This window comes from Chryseobacterium sp. JAH (assembly GCF_001507335.1).
Lineage (GTDB): Bacteria > Bacteroidota > Bacteroidia > Flavobacteriales > Weeksellaceae > Chryseobacterium.
On the sequence record NZ_LMAH01000002.1, the window covers coordinates 36,199 to 51,978 of the forward strand.

Genomic DNA, 15,780 nt, shown 5'->3' on the forward strand with positions numbered 1-15,780 from the left:
AACCGAAACTTCAAAACAATATAACAATAACTTTTAATGAAAAAACTCATTATTACATCAATAGCAATATTAGGTGTAGGAACCCTCAGTGCACAAAACGTTACACTTAACGTAAAATTGAAACCGATTCAGACATTAGTTGTAAACAACGCACAAAAAATCGTAAACCTAGATTATATTACCAAAGATGACTATGCAAACGGAGTAAGCTCTATGAATGCAGATCATTTAAACATCTTCAGTACAGGTGGTTTTCAGGTTAAAGTAAAAAGCTCAAGTGCTGCATTGCAAAACGGAGGAAAAAACATTCAGGCAAATACAATTCAGATCAAAGCAACTGCAGGTTCTGAAGCTGTAAATGGTGCACAATATGCTCAAAACGTTCAGCTTTCAGCTAACGAAACTATGTTGGTAAGTTCTTCAAACGGAGGTATAGACAAAAAAATTAGCATTGAGTACAAAGGTGCTGGTGCAAATGCTTACCTAAACAATTATATTGCAGGACAGGATCCTACAGTATATACTACTGAACTGACTTACACTATTGTATCTCAATAAGATTCCGGAAAATCTTGATAAATAAAAGAAGTGTTGCAGTTTTTGCAGCACTTCTCTTTGATTACATACTTCTTCATGAAAAATATATTTCAGCTATTCTGTCTTTTCTTTTTTGTATTCATCTTCAATTCAAAAGCACAAACCGGAATATCAGTCTCTCCACCCAGACTTTATTTTGAATCAGCAGCCGGTATCAGTAATACCGAAAAAATAACCGTGACTAATGTAAGTGCAAAAAACAGTCTTGATCTTGCGGTAAGTCTTGGCGACTGGGAATATGACCTGAAAGGAGAAAACCAAATGCATCCGGCAAACTCACTTCCTAGTTCTTGCGCAGGATGGATCACCATTAAAAAAGAAGATACTTATTTTTCATTAGCACCCGGAGAAAGACGTGATATTGAAATGACAATCACCTCACCTACTCTTCCAAAAGAAAATTTAGCTTCCCATACAGCGCTATTGTATGTGAGTCAAATGAATCCAGTTGATGATTTAGACAGCGAAGGAGCCAATATAAAAGTAAGCATACGTTCAGGAATTAAAATTTTCCATAAAAAACCGGAAGCAAAAAAGAAAAAAATTGAAATAACAGATTTAAAATTTGATGCAGCACAAAAAACGCTGACCTTAAACTTTGAAAATCAGGCAGAAATATGGGTCGATGGTAAAGTAACTGCCGACATTCTGAATGCAGGTAATGGCAAGAAAACAACTTTAGATCCTATAATATTTTATACAATGCCCGGAAATAAAAGAGAAATATCGCTTCCAACTACTCTCGAGAAAGGCAAATACACAGCGACTGTAATAATAGATTACGGAGATGCAGAAAATTTAGAAATGGGTGAATTAAATTTTAGTTATGAATAAAAAGTTCATCTTTTTTATGATGTTGTTTTTTCTTGGCGGTCAATCATATTCTCAATTATCATTTTCATCCTGGACTAACAGTTATCTTCAAATCAATTCTTATCAGGGAAACACAAATCCTGATGCATACACGGTGACATTTGCAGGAAACGGGAATTTCAATATTCCTAACTGGAGATTGTCAGCACGTCTGAAAAGTGCAATTACCGCAGATAGCGGATCGTATATTTTTCCTGCTGATAAAATATCTTTCCAACCTGTTTCTACAACAGGTCAGGCTCATCCCAATCCTGTTCCAACGATATCCGAAATAGGAATTTCACCCAACACAATTGTAACGCAAGGTGCAGATTTTTTATTAATTCCACAATCCAATGCTCCTTTATATAACCAACCGAGTCAGCCAAACGGGTATTATAATTTACAGATAAAATTCAGCATTATTGTTGCCGGTGGAGCTTACCTTGGAACTTATCCTGCCTGGACCACTTTCACAGCCCCAATAGAATTTACCGCTTACGACCAAAACAATATGATCATCGGAAAAATGAATCATCAGTTTCAATTTCATATCGGCGCACTTACCGGAACACCGCCTACCAGCACAGAACTTTCCTTAAAAATAAATGGAGATGCGAATAACGGTCTTTTGGAATTCAGCAGTATGCAGGATTATAAGAACGGCAAAAGTGTTACTTATCCTAATGCACTTACTGTAAAAGCAAATACAAATTTTCAGCTAACGGTGAAAGCCATCCAAAATAATTTTACATCTGCGAGCGGAAAAACAATTCCCGTCAGCAATGTTCAGATGAATTTGCTGCCGACAATGCAAAATTCAGGTTCATCATTCAATACTGTTTTCCTGAATACAGCTTCACAAATTATTGCAAAAGGTTCTTCAACACAGGGAGCAAATTTGAACTATACAATCAAATATTTCACAAAACCCAATGACGAATATTTTATCAATGCAAAACCCGATGAATATTCTGCTACTTTACAATATGAGATAACTCCCCAATAATGTTATCAGTTTTTAGTCAAAATTCAATAAAAAACTTCGCGAATTGTCTGTTATTAATATGTTCGCTCTTTTTGTCGGCTCAAAACAAAACAGAAAATATCCTGTTTGATATTCACGAAAAATCATACAATGCAGAATCTAAAATTCTTGACCTTGTAATAGTTGTAGACAACAACAGCAATGAAAATATTAAAGGTAAAATTAAAATAACGACCCCTACAGGATTCAAATCAATTTTAGGACAGGAAATCATTGTTGATCTTCAAAAAAATGAAAAAAGGTTTATTTCGCTTAAATTTTTTGTTGGAAACAATGCAGATGCAGGAGATGCTCATATCAATCTTACTTTAATAGATGGGTTCAATCAGAAAATTGGCGAGAAAACGGTCATTCACCAAGTACAGGAAAGCAGTATTTTACAGATGACTGCCGAAACTCCACAGATTTTCAGAGACAACAACCGTGATTCTTTAAAGATCAGAATCAAAGTTTCCAACAAAGGAAACAGAAAGCTGCAAACGACTTTGGTTTTTAAAATTCCTGATTACAGTGACAGCAATCATTTTATCGAACAACACGGAACACTTCGCCCACAACAGGATTCAACATTTACTTTCAGTTTTTTGCCATCGAAAGAACTTCTCAAGAAAAATAATTTCACTGTCAACGTTACCGGATTTAAAGATCCTGACAAAGAAATATTCGGAAACACCAGAATTTCTGTACAAAGTATTTCACATACACAAAAGTTTCAGGACGAGCAGCAAAACGGATTTTCGAGTACAACAAGAAATTCGATCACATCAAGTTACAGAAGAGTTGGGAGTGATCTCGATATGTATCAGATTTTAGGAAGTGGCGGCTTTAATGTGGCTTCAGGATACGTTTTCATTAGTGGAAATATGTTTATGATGAATTCACAGACAGATCCTGTCATCAACAACACCTACATTTCTTACCGCCGGGAAAAAAGTGAATTTACCCTTGGGAACATCAGTAAGCTTCTTGAACTTTCACTTTTCGGAAGAGGTGTAGAATACAGCTTTCTGAATTCAGCAAAAGACAAGAAACTTGAAGTTGGTTTTATTGAGCAGAGTTTCAGCTTATTGGAAAGAAACTCGTTTTTTAAAAACGGATATGGCTTTTATGTGAAAGGGATTCTTAATCCTTACAATTTCTCTAACAATCTGTCGTCAATTTACATATTTAAAAATGATCCATACGAAAAAGCAAAACACCATTTAATAGGAACCGAATTCGCTCACAACTTCAATAATCTTTGGCAAACCTCATCAAAATTGTACGGAGGAATCAGCATCTATGATCAGAATGGAATAACAAAACCTTCTGTTGCATTTGAATCTCAATATTCAGGAATTATAAAAGAACTGAATCTCAATGGAAATATTTTCTACAGCTCAGATTATTATCCCGGAAACCGAAGAGGAAGTTTGCAGATACAGCAAAATATTAATTTGACGGTATTCAAAAAGCACTATGCTTTTGCAAATATTTTTTATTCGAATTATTCCCCTAAATATTATTTTTATCAAACTCAGCTTTCGTCAGATAATGTAAAAATGGAGACGGGACTGAATTTTGCTAAAACAGGATCATTTGGCTATTCTTTTGCGTATCAGTATCAACTTGAAAGGTCAAACTCTTATAACACTTTTCTGCCAAAATTTCAAAAAAATGATTTATCAATTCAAGCGCATAGAATTGTAGAAACTACGAATTGGATGAGTGTCAACAAAAAACATTCTGCTGTTTTGGCTTTGGATCTTGGTTTTGCACAATATCCAGATGAAGAAAGCCAAAATTTTCAGGGGAAAATAAATTTTAATTACAATTACCGGAGAATAAATTTTACTTCTCAATATCAAATCGGAAGCTATTATTTATCTGAATACGCTTTCTCACAACTCGTAGATAAAAACGAAAAGTACAAAAAGCTGAATACATCCCTTTATTACAGCAGTACTGCATTCAAAGAAAAACTAAGCATCACATCCGGACTTTCTTATACGGATGATAATATCTACGGAAAATCGCCTTCAGCATTTTGCAATCTGAAATGGCATGCAAGACTGTATGATTTCTTTGTAAATTCATCTTTGTACAATTATTCTTCAGCAAACATGAGAAATAATATATTCACCATCGAAGCGGGGGTTACCTTAAATTTACAGAAAGCCACTTTAAGCACAAATAAAAAATCAGACTTATATGCTTTTGCTTTCTATGACAACAACAATAATAATATATTTGATACAGACGAAGAGACTGCTTCAAATTACCTGATCAACATCAATAATATAGCATTTAAAACTGATGCTGAAGGAAAAATTTTATACAAAAATGTACCTTTTGGAAAATACCATTTAAAGCAGTCCATTCAGGAAGGATGGTACTATGATGATCAAATGTTGGATATCAGTCAATACAAGCTTGAAATCGGTATTCCATTGCATCAGAACGGTACTGTTGCAGGTCATATCCAATATCAATTTGACAGCAAAATAGCTGTCGATTTTAACCCTAGAGCTAATGGAATAACATTTAGTATTTTCCGTAATGACACTTTAGTTGAAACGGTATCTACAGATGACAACGGACAGTTTATGCTTTTCCTCCCGGTAGGAAATTATTCCGTTTCAATCAATACAAATTCGCTTCCACAAAACACCTTCTGCGATACACAACGTACTTCCTTTTCAGTAAAAGCAGGTGAGCTCTACGTTCTTCCTGAGTTTCTGATCAAAGTGAAAGAAAAGAAAATACATTCGAAGAAATTTGGTAAGCAATAAAAGTAAATCAATGCAGATAATCCAGCCTTTTTCATCAATACAATTGACATCGAAATAACTTTACACAGTAGTAAAATATAACTTTTTTGTACTAATTGACTCAGTGAGATAAATATAAGATTGCGGGAAATTTGGAAATCAAACAGCTCAATTTCTCATTTTAGAATCACCATATTCCAATAAATATTTGCTGCAACCAAAATTTTGGGATTCAAACTTCGTTAATCTCTTCCTTCACAAAATATCACTGACATTGTACATTGTTTATTACTTATTATGGCAACAACAAATAATTTTAAATTTATAATCGTTTTTGATGCGCTGAACTTTGATTAGTTTTTCAATAGTTTACAAGTATTAAATTCACGTAATAACACGTTTAAATATTAATAATTCAAAATTTAACATTAATTTTGAAAAATAATATATGTCCACAGTTTTCCTTTCTATGTATAAGATAACAGATCAATTAAAGAAAATAGGATTCAGTATCAATTTAATTGGTGATATCATAAAACGGAACAACTACAAAAATCAATTTAACACACATGACTATTTTTGTATACTAATTTTAGAAAATGATTTTGATCTATCTGTTTCAGGAGTGCGCCACAGGATAAAGGGTGGGAACTCAATTTACATCGGCCCACAGAAAGAAGTGGAAATTTTTGATGCATGTGAAAAGGACATTTATGTTATAGCATTTTCAGCTGCGTTTTATGACAAAACCTCTAAAGACAGTATTTTTTTAAATTCTCAGGTATTTTTCAACAGTTATTCGGATATTTTTGTTTCTCCTAATTTTGGCAGCAATACATACAATCAGTTCATCCTTATCGAAAGACTGATGAAGTTTCAGCTAAAGAAAGAAAGTCTTTACATCTCAGCAGCTCACAACACAATAGAAGGGTTGATTTTAGATGCGTATCTCAATATAGAAAACGATGAATCAGAAAGAGATGAGGGAATAGATTACATCTCCCACGCAAACCAATTCAGAGTCTTGCTACAACGTGACTTCCGTACGGAAAAAAAGGTTTCCCATTATGCAGATAAGTTAAATATTTCTGTCAGAAGACTGAATGACTGCACTGATCTTGCTTACGGAAAATCTGCCAAACAAATTATCATTGAAAAGGTAAAGTCAGAATGTGAAAAAGCAATAAAACTATCCAATTTTACGATGTCTGAAATTGCTTATGAACTCGGATTTAATGATGAGGGGAATTTTAGCAATTTTGTTAAAAAACATATCGGTAAAAATCCTTCCGAGATCAGGGAATTAACGTACTAAAACCTACCCTCCGTCCTAAAATAAAATATGATGAAATACTATTCACAAACACATCGTATGATCCTTCATTCAAATTAATCATCACGGGCGTTTAAGTGATATCCGCTTTGTATTCCTATGATTGTACTAACACCCAAAATAGAAAGTCCATTTGCTTTAACAATTATGGTCTTTGTGTTCAGCTTACCGTCTAGACTTCAGATTTCCATATCGTCATACTGATGCGTCCTATCAATCTATATATTTTTAATAAAAAACAAAAATTTCTTTAGTTTTCAATCATACTGATTTTTATCAATACGTTAATTTTCCTACTGTTTGCCGATGAAATGATGTTTTTATTGTAATAATACATTAAAGTCTAAGTAACATTGCCCTACTAAATTTGCTCTCAAAAAAAATGAAGAAAACTTTAGCTACGTTTACGGTGTTATTACTTCCACTCTATTTAAGTGCACAGGAAACCAATATTACCGGAACTGTAAAATCAGAAGAAGGAACTGTAGTTTCAGGAGTAAACATAACAGACAAAAATACAGGTACAACTGTAATTTCTGATGAAAACGGAAATTTTACCATTTCTGCCAATCCTAAAGATCTTTTAGAATTTTACTCATCTGATTATTCTTTGTATACCGTTGAAGTCACCTCCAAAAAAAATTATTCTGTAGTTTTGAAAAGAGTAAATGAAAAACAGATTGAAGGGGTTGTAATTACTGCTTTGGGGATTGAGAAAAAGAAAGAAAAATTAGGATACTCCACTCAGGAAGTGGGAACCAAACAGTTTGAGTCGATTACTACGCCAAGTATTGGAAATTTATTCTCTGGCCAGGTTGCAGGTCTGAATGTTTCAAATCCCACAGGAATGCAACAGAAACCCGTTTTCTCTTTGAGAGGAAATACCAATTTGGTTTATGTAATTGACGGGGTAATTGTAGAAGCTGAAGTTTTTCAAAATTTAGATCCTAATAATATTGACAATATCAATGTGCTAAAGGGTGCACCTGCTTCTGCACTTTACGGCTCGAGAGGTCGGTATGGAGCTGTTTTAATCACCACAAAAAACGCAAAAAAGCAAGGTTTCTCTGTTGAGTTCTCTCAAAACACAATGATTACCGCAGGCTTTACCAATCTTCCTAAGACACAAACCGAATATGGAAACGGTTCACAGGGAAAATATGAATTTTGGGACGGTGCTGATGGTGGTGTCAATGACGGAGATATGATTTGGGGACCCAAATTTGTTCCTGGTTTAAAAATAGCTCAATGGAACAGTCCGATCCGTGATAAACAAACCGGGCAGATTATTGAATGGTACGGAACTGTGGCGGGAAGTGCTTATGATGACAAATCTAGATATGAAAGAGTTCCCATCGACTGGAAATATCATGATAACCTAAAAACCTTCATGAAGCCGGCCATGATCAACAATAATAATTTTGCGATCAGCTACAAACACAATAAAGATTCTTACCGACTTTCGGGGAATTTCATGAATTACAATGACAGAATTCCTGAAGCGTACTTACAGCGTTACGGAATCAACTTTGCCTCAGAAAATCATTTTGGAGAGAAATTTATTTTTGACACTAAATTAAATTTCAACCAAACTTTCACACCGAATGTTCCTAACTACGACTACAATCCGAGTGGTCACATGTATACGATTTTAATCTGGATGGGAGGTGATGTTGACGGAAACGCATTAAAGAATCATCTGTGGGTTCCCGGACAGGAAGGTAAAACCCAAGCTAACTGGAACTACGCTTGGTACAACAACCCATGGTTTGGTGCTGAAAAATATAAAAATCAAAACCGTACAAACATTATCAATGCACAAACAGGTTTAGAGTATAAAGCAACAGATGATTTATCGATTAAAGGAAGAGTATCGATTGTTGAAAATCATAACAAACAGGAGATTTTAAGTCCCTATTCATATTTTAATTACAGTGCGCCACGTAATGGAGGATATATTCTCAACGACACCAAAACCTGGAATATGAACTCAGACATCTTGGCAACGTACAAGAAAAAGATTTCAGACAATTTCGATTTCAGTGTGAATGCGGGAGCTTCAACTTTTTACTATAAAAATGATATTGATAATGCTTCCACAGATGGTTTGAAGATTCCTGAGTTATATGATTTAGCAAATTCGACAGGTGCCGTAAAATATTACGATTACCTGAAAGAAAAACTTATCTACTCTACTTACGGAACCATTGATTTTGGTTTGTATAACGCATTTTTCATCAACGTATCAGGAAGGAATGACTGGTCTTCTACTCTTCCGAAAGCCAACAGATCGTATTTCTATCCTTCCGCATCATTAAGCACAATTGTTTCTAATTTGATTACTATGCCCGAAGCAATTAATCTGTTGAAAGTTTCAGCGTCATGGGCGAAAGTTGCTTACGATTTCCAGCCTTATGCCATTAGAAATTACTATTTAAACAACAACGGAGTCAGCTTCAACGGAAATCCCACATTTTATTATCCGACAACTTTGAATTACGAAAATTCACTGAAGCCTGAACAGACCAAATCGTACGAAATTGGTTTAACAGCAGGCTTGTTTAAAAACAGAATCACTTTGGATGCGACGTATTTCAGAACTTTAGATTATAACAATATTCTTCAGTTCCCAAGTACTCCATCTTCAGGATTTACTTCTCAAAATGTCAACGGAAACGAATATACAACTAAAGGTTTTGAAGTTTCATTAGGCTTAGTTCCTGTAAAAACCGGCAATTTCACATGGAGGTCATTAATCAACTGGAGTACATATGAAAAAACTTTAACAGAAATCTATGCGGGAATGCCAAACTACAACAACATCAAGTTGGGTGAACGAATGGACAGCTACTACGACGTAACCTGGCAAAAATCTCCGGATGGAAAAGTTATTCTAAACTCTACAACGGGAATGCCTACAAGAGCAACAACGCCAACCAATCTAGGACATTTCAATCCAGACTGGACATTTGGATTTACCAATACTTTCAAATATAAAAAATTAAGTTTAAACATTGGAATTGACGGAAGTATTGGCGGTGTCATGCGATCTCAGGTCGTAGAAAAAATGTGGTGGGGCGGTAAACATCCTAACTCAACAGCTTACAGAGATATTGAATATGCAAATCCGGGAACGTATTATTTTGTTCCGGACGGTGTCAACTACAATGCAGCAACAGGAGCATACACAACACATACTACGCCAATCAGTTTCCAGAGCTGGGCGCAGAATTACCCTTACCAGGCGAGAGTTACCGAAGACGAAAGCGAACTTTTTGCAAATGTATTCGACAGAACTTTTGTTAAACTTAGGTCAGTCGTTTTAGAATATGATTTTTCACATTTGCTAAACCCGAATGGTTTCGTGAAAAGCTTCACCGCAAATATTTCAGGATATAATCTGGCGATGTGGAAAAAATCTAAAAATCTTTATTCAGATCCTGACTTCCAGATTGGAAGTACTTCTGGAGGTTCAGGAAATGACATTCAGGATCCTTCGAGCAGATGGTTCGGAATCGGATTTAATCTTAAATTTTAAATAAAAACAAATGAAAAACAAAATCTTCAAAATAGCAGTCTTAACCGTTGGTTTATTTTCACTTTCAGCTTGCGAAACCGATCTGGACAAAATCAACGAAAACCCAAATGATCAGGCCAATATTGACCCTCAATATCTTTTAACCTATGTTTCAAAATCTGCATTTGCCGTTCAGGGAGATCCCATGTACGCTTCAAGAATGTTGATTGGTACTGATGGTGAAAATATTTACCAATATATGAAATGGAACGATGCTTCATTCGGAACCTACAGTACAGATTTGCTGAATACCATGAAAATGATGCAGGAAGGCGAAAGAATTAGTAATAAAAATTACCAGGCGATTGGTAAATTTTACAGAGCTTTTCATTTTTTTAATTTAAGTTTAAAATTCGGAAGTATTCCTTATTCAGAAGCGATAAATGGTGAATCCGGAATTACCCAGCCAAAATATGACAGTCAGGAAACCGTAATGGCCGGAGTTTTAAATGAACTGAAAGAAGCCAACGATTTAATCAATGCTTCAGAAACCATTTCTGGTGATATCATTTATAACGGCAACATCACAAAATGGAAAAAACTAATCAACTCATTCCGTCTAAAAGTATTGATGACTTTATCTAAAAAAACAACCGTTAACGGAATTAATATTGCCAATGAATTTGCTTCAATTGCAGGAAGCCAGACTTTAATGACTTCGATTCAGGATAACGGAGAACTTAAATTTGCCGATGCTGCAGACAGCAGATACACGACTTTCAACAGCAGTGGCTACGGTTCGAGTTTGTATATGGCGAATTATTTTATCAATATGTTTAAAGACAGACAAGATCCAAGAATTTTCACCTTTGCAGAACAGACGACTTCAGCTAAAGAAAACGGTTTGGCAATCACTAATTTCAATGGTTACAACGGAGGAAACCCTACTTCACCATATGCCGACAATGCAGCTTTAATTACTGCTAAAAACATTTCGAAAGTAAACGAAAGATTTTATAAAGACCCTACTAATGAGCCATCTTCCATACTTTCTTATGCTGAGCTGGAATTTATTCTGGCAGAAGCAACCGCAAGAGGCTGGATTGCAGGATCTGCAAAAACACATTATGATAACGCAATCAAGGCGAGTTTTCAATTTTATCAGACCTATGTAAAAAATCCGAATCTGTATTTTGCCGGATTTAATGTTGATAATTATTTAGCCGGTTCTTTGGTTGTTTACAATAATTCTGCTCCACTGCAGACTCAGCTTGAAAAAATTATCACACAGAAATACATGACTTTATTTCATCAGGGACAGTGGACTTCTTATCAGGATTACCTGAGAACTGGTTATCCAAATTTACCCTTACAAACCGGAGTTACCGCACCCTCAAGATTCAGATATCCACAAGTTGAATACAATTATAACAACACCAATCTTCAGGCTGCATTGACTGCACAGTACAACGGGCAGGATAATATTACTTCTAAGCCATGGTGGCTATTGTAAGAAGCTAACAATTTTGTAATTTTCAACTTGAAAACCGTAAGATGATCATAACTTGCGGTCAGTTACTAAGTACTTTTCACTATGAACAGAAGAGAATTTTTAGAAAAATCGGGGATTTTAATGGCCGGTTTGGGAACCTCGAATATGTTGCATCCTGCAATTTTAAAAGCTTTAACGATAGAAGCTCATGCAGGATCTACATTTTATGATGCAGAACACGTGGTGATTTTGATGCAGGAAAACCGATCTTTTGATCATGCTTTCGGAGCTTTAAAAGGGGTTCGTGGATTTTTAGACCAGACAGCATTTGTAAAAGAAGATGGACACTCAGTTTTTTTTCAGAAAAATAATGAAGGAAAATATGCTGCGCCGGGAAGACTAGATTTAAAAAACACCAAATCTACTTGGATGAGTTCGCTTCCCCATTCATGGTCTGATCAACAACATGCCTTAAACGGAATGAAGTACGACAAATGGCTTCAAGCAAAAGCTTCCGGAAACAAAAATTATAAGGATATGCCGCTGACTTTGGGGTATTACAATCGTGAAGACTTACCTTTTTATTATCAGTTAGCAGATTCTTTTACGATTCTTGACCAATATTTCTGTTCATCACTTACCGGAACTACACCCAACAGATTGTTTCTTTGGTCAGGAACCATTCGTGAACAACAAAATGGGAAAGTAAAAGCCAATGTTTTTAATGACAACATCGATTACGATAAAAACAGGCAGGCAAGATGGAAAAGCTTTCCTGAAATTTTAGAAGAGCAGAATATTTCGTGGAAAATTTATCAGAATGAAATCAGTCTTCAAAAAGGAATGCCTAATGAAGAAGAGTCATGGTTGAGTAATTTTACTGATAATCCGATCGAATGGTTTTCTAATTTTAATGTTAAATTTTCGAAAGGCTATCATCAAAACATTCCTAATCTTATTGAACGTTTAAAAACCGAAATTAAGAAAAACCCTCAACACAAAACCCACTTTGAAAATTTAATCAAAGAACTTGATGAAGATATCCTAAAATATCATCCTGATAATTATTCAAAGCTTTCACAAAAAGAAAAAAATCTTCACGAGAAAGCTTTCACAATCAATTCTGATGATCCCGATTACTGGAATTTAGAAATTGACACTGATGAAAACGGAGAAAGACTGGTTGTTCCGAAAGGCGATGTCCTGCATCAGTTTAGAAAAGATGTTGCGGAGAAAAAGCTTCCATTAGTATCTTGGTTGGTTGCGCCTGAAAAATTTTCTGACCACCCGAGTTCCCCTTGGTACGGAGCGTGGTATATTTCTGAAGTTCTGAATATTCTTACCCAAGATCCTGAAACCTGGAAAAAAACAATTTTCATTATTAATTATGATGAAAATGACGGTTATTTTGATCATGTGATTCCTTTTGCACCACCTGTTAATCCGAGTCAACCTGTTGATATGAACGGAAAAGAAGGGGTAGAATACGTCAATAAAACCCAGGAATATATGTCGACTCATAACCTTCGTGACAACGAGAAAATTGAGGGAACTGTCGGTTTGGGATTCCGTGTTCCAATGATTATCGCTTCACCCTGGACAAAAGGTGGTTTTGTAAACTCTCAGGTTTCTGATCATACGTCAGTACTGCAGTTTTTAGAAAAATTCATTCAAAAAAAATACAGTAAAGATGTAACGGTGCAAAACATAAGCGATTGGAGACGAGCAATCTGCGGAGATCTTACATCGGCTTTCAACAAATCTGAAAGCAAAATCCCACAAATGAATTATCTGGATCAAAAAGACTACACGAAGACCATTAATTCGGCAAAAAACAAACCTACACCTCATCTCAAATGGTATAATGAAAAAGAGCTCAATCAACAATTATTACAAATTCAGGAGAGAGGCATCAAACAATCAAACCCTCTACCCTATGATTATGAAGTGAATCTTAAAAATAATAAGATTGTCATGACTAATCTTACAGATACCGCAGTACCTCTAATTATTTATGATAAAAACAAACTGAATACAAGCGATTATTATTTCTCGTATGCTTTATATCCAAAAAAAGAGATTTCGAATGAAGTAAATTTAGAGCATTATCATTATGAAGTGATCGGGCCTAATGGTTTTGTAAGAAAATTTAAAAGCACAGAAAATCCTGAGCTTGATGTAATTTTATTAAATAAAAGTACTAAAAATGAGGTAGAACTTAATCTGAAAAACAAGAGAGATAAAAAGCAGACAATCCGTATTGAAAATCTTTACGAAAGATTAACACGTGATATTGACATAGATTCTTCATTAGAAAAAATACGGATCAATCTGGACAAAACAAAAGGCTGGTATGATCTCAAAATAAAATCAGGAAACAGCAGCTGGCATTTTTCGGGAAGAATAGAATCAGGAAAACCTACCGTTACAGATCCTCATTGGGCATAATATTTTTCTTGAGAAAGTAATAAAGATATCTCAAATTAAAAGAGATTTACCAGTGTGGTAAATCTCTTTTATATTTAAATTTTACGGAATATTCTTTTTAAATTTAGTCTAGTCACTTTCTTTTTCACCAGATACAATTACCTCTTTCCAGAAGTCGATATGGATGTGTCTATAAATCATATTATTTCATCAGAAATCTGAATCTATTGATGTTTTTGAGAGCAATACCGGTTCCGCGTACCACGGCTCTTAATGGATCTTCGGCTACAAATACCGGCAATCCGGTTTTTCTATGTAGTCTATCAGCTAATCCATTGAGAAGTGCTCCACCTCCTGCAAGAAAAATTCCTGTTTTATAAATATCTGTTGCAAGTTCAGGAGGAGTTATCGAAAGCGTCTCCATAATAGCATCTTCAATACGAATAATGGATTTGTCTAAAGCTTTAAAAATCTCCCTATAATTGACCATGATTTCTTTTGGTTTACCTGTAAGAAGATCTTTTCCGCGAACAGAAATATCCTCCAAAGGAAAATCGAGCTCTTCCAATGCAGAACCTATTTCAATTTTTATCCTTTCGGCAGTTCTTTCACCTACATCCAAATTATGTTGAGATCTGATAAAGTAACTAATATCATTGGTAAAAACGTCACCCGCCAACTTCAGCGATCTGTCACAGACGATTCCGCCCAATGCAATAACAGCTATTTCAGTAGTTCCACCTCCGATATCTACAATCATATTTCCTTCCGGACTTTCAACATCAATCCCCGCTCCAATCGCTGCGGCCATCGGCTCATAAATAAGTATTACTTCTTTAGCATTTACTTTTTGAGCAGAATCTCTAACGGCTCTTTTTTCAACTTCGGTTATTCCCGAAGGGATACATATCACTATTCTCAGTGCAGGTTGTATGAATTTACCCTTGATTTCAGAAATTCTTTTGATAAATTCTTTAATCATGTGTTCAGAAGCATGAAAATCTGCAATGACACCGTCTTTTAGCGGTCGGATAACTCTTATATCTTCGTGAGTTTTGCCCTGCATCAATTTTGCCTGTGTTCCGACAGCAATGGCTTTTCCCGTCAGTCGGTCGATAGCAACAATAGAAGGCTCGTCGATGACGATTTTATTATTGTGTATTATCAGGGTATTAGCGGTTCCTAAATCAATCGCAATCTCTTCCGTAAACATATCAAAAATCCCCATCGTACATTCATTATTAGGCGCCAAATGTACGTCTATTACTTTTAAATACTTGCCAAAATAAATCGCTTAAGAAGTTAAACATAAGTTAAAATAACAAATGGAAAACAAAGTAAAAAGTTATAGAATTAAAAAACAGCCGATTAAATTTAGTCAACCAGTTAACCAATACTTATTTCTGGAGTAACATAAAATCTCTTCTATGAACATGATCATCATTTTTTAAGGTTATCTTTGTATTTAGTAAAATAATCTGATAACAATAAGATAAAAGCACAATGGATCCGGTAGAAATGGAAAATCAAATACTTGAAATCGTAAAGAAAAAACATGATGAGACAGGTGGAAACAATGGCAATTTCTTCGGAGACTTTGATCATATTCTGAATATGCCGATTCCTGAAAGAAATGCTTTCCTACAAAATATGGTCATCAGGAAACTGATTGTTATTCGAGAGGGAGGAAATGCAAAAATGATTATGCTTCCTAAATAGATCATTATATTCAATTAAACTATACAAGAAATTTGATAAGTCATC

Annotated in this window: 10 protein-coding genes; 9 read left to right on the top strand and 1 reads right to left on the bottom strand. The window is 35.0% G+C overall.

What is annotated here, in order from left to right:
- The first annotated feature begins 36 nt into the window (after nt 1-36).
- The 8 genes from AR685_RS03905 to AR685_RS03940 all read left to right on the top strand — a co-directional run bounded on the left by AR685_RS03905 (nt 37) and on the right by AR685_RS03940 (nt 14,037).
- Entirely contained in the window at nt 37-558 is a 522-nt protein-coding gene (locus AR685_RS03905) for a hypothetical protein (protein ID WP_052187723.1), read from the top strand.
- A 75-nt stretch (nt 559-633) separates the two neighbouring features.
- On the top strand, nt 634-1,431 hold the full coding sequence (locus tag AR685_RS03910; protein WP_059123793.1) for a molecular chaperone: 798 nt from the start codon (nt 634-636) through the stop codon (nt 1,429-1,431).
- A gap of 16 nt (nt 1,432-1,447) precedes the next feature.
- On the top strand, nt 1,448-2,458 hold the full coding sequence (locus AR685_RS03915) for a hypothetical protein (protein WP_228376389.1): 1,011 nt from the start codon (nt 1,448-1,450) through the stop codon (nt 2,456-2,458).
- A 71-nt stretch (nt 2,459-2,529) separates the two neighbouring features.
- The gene (locus AR685_RS03920; RefSeq protein WP_059123795.1) at nt 2,530-5,268 is read left to right on the top strand and encodes a hypothetical protein; all 2,739 of its coding nucleotides are present in this window, start codon (nt 2,530-2,532) and stop codon (nt 5,266-5,268) included.
- A gap of 427 nt (nt 5,269-5,695) precedes the next feature.
- Entirely contained in the window at nt 5,696-6,562 is an 867-nt protein-coding gene (locus tag AR685_RS03925) for a helix-turn-helix domain-containing protein (RefSeq protein WP_082671883.1), read from the top strand.
- A gap of 400 nt (nt 6,563-6,962) precedes the next feature.
- On the top strand, nt 6,963-10,118 hold the full coding sequence (locus AR685_RS03930) for a SusC/RagA family TonB-linked outer membrane protein (RefSeq protein WP_059123797.1): 3,156 nt from the start codon (nt 6,963-6,965) through the stop codon (nt 10,116-10,118).
- A gap of 10 nt (nt 10,119-10,128) precedes the next feature.
- The gene (locus AR685_RS03935) at nt 10,129-11,610 is read left to right on the top strand and encodes a SusD/RagB family nutrient-binding outer membrane lipoprotein (protein ID WP_059123798.1); all 1,482 of its coding nucleotides are present in this window, start codon (nt 10,129-10,131) and stop codon (nt 11,608-11,610) included.
- Nucleotides 11,611-11,691: 81 nt separating this feature from the next.
- On the top strand, nt 11,692-14,037 hold the full coding sequence (locus tag AR685_RS03940) for a phosphocholine-specific phospholipase C (protein ID WP_059123799.1): 2,346 nt from the start codon (nt 11,692-11,694) through the stop codon (nt 14,035-14,037).
- Between the two features lie 181 nt (nt 14,038-14,218).
- Here AR685_RS03940 and AR685_RS03945 read toward each other — a convergent pair whose 3' ends face one another.
- Nucleotides 14,219-15,244 (bottom strand): rod shape-determining protein, encoded by a 1,026-nt coding sequence (locus AR685_RS03945; RefSeq protein WP_047442980.1) that lies wholly within the window; start codon nt 15,242-15,244, stop codon nt 14,219-14,221.
- 290 nt (nt 15,245-15,534) lie between these two features.
- On the opposite strand from AR685_RS03945, the gene AR685_RS03950 reads away from it, so the two are divergent.
- Entirely contained in the window at nt 15,535-15,735 is a 201-nt protein-coding gene (locus AR685_RS03950) for a hypothetical protein (RefSeq protein ID WP_165592795.1), read from the top strand.
- Nucleotides 15,736-15,780: the final 45 nt, after the last annotated feature.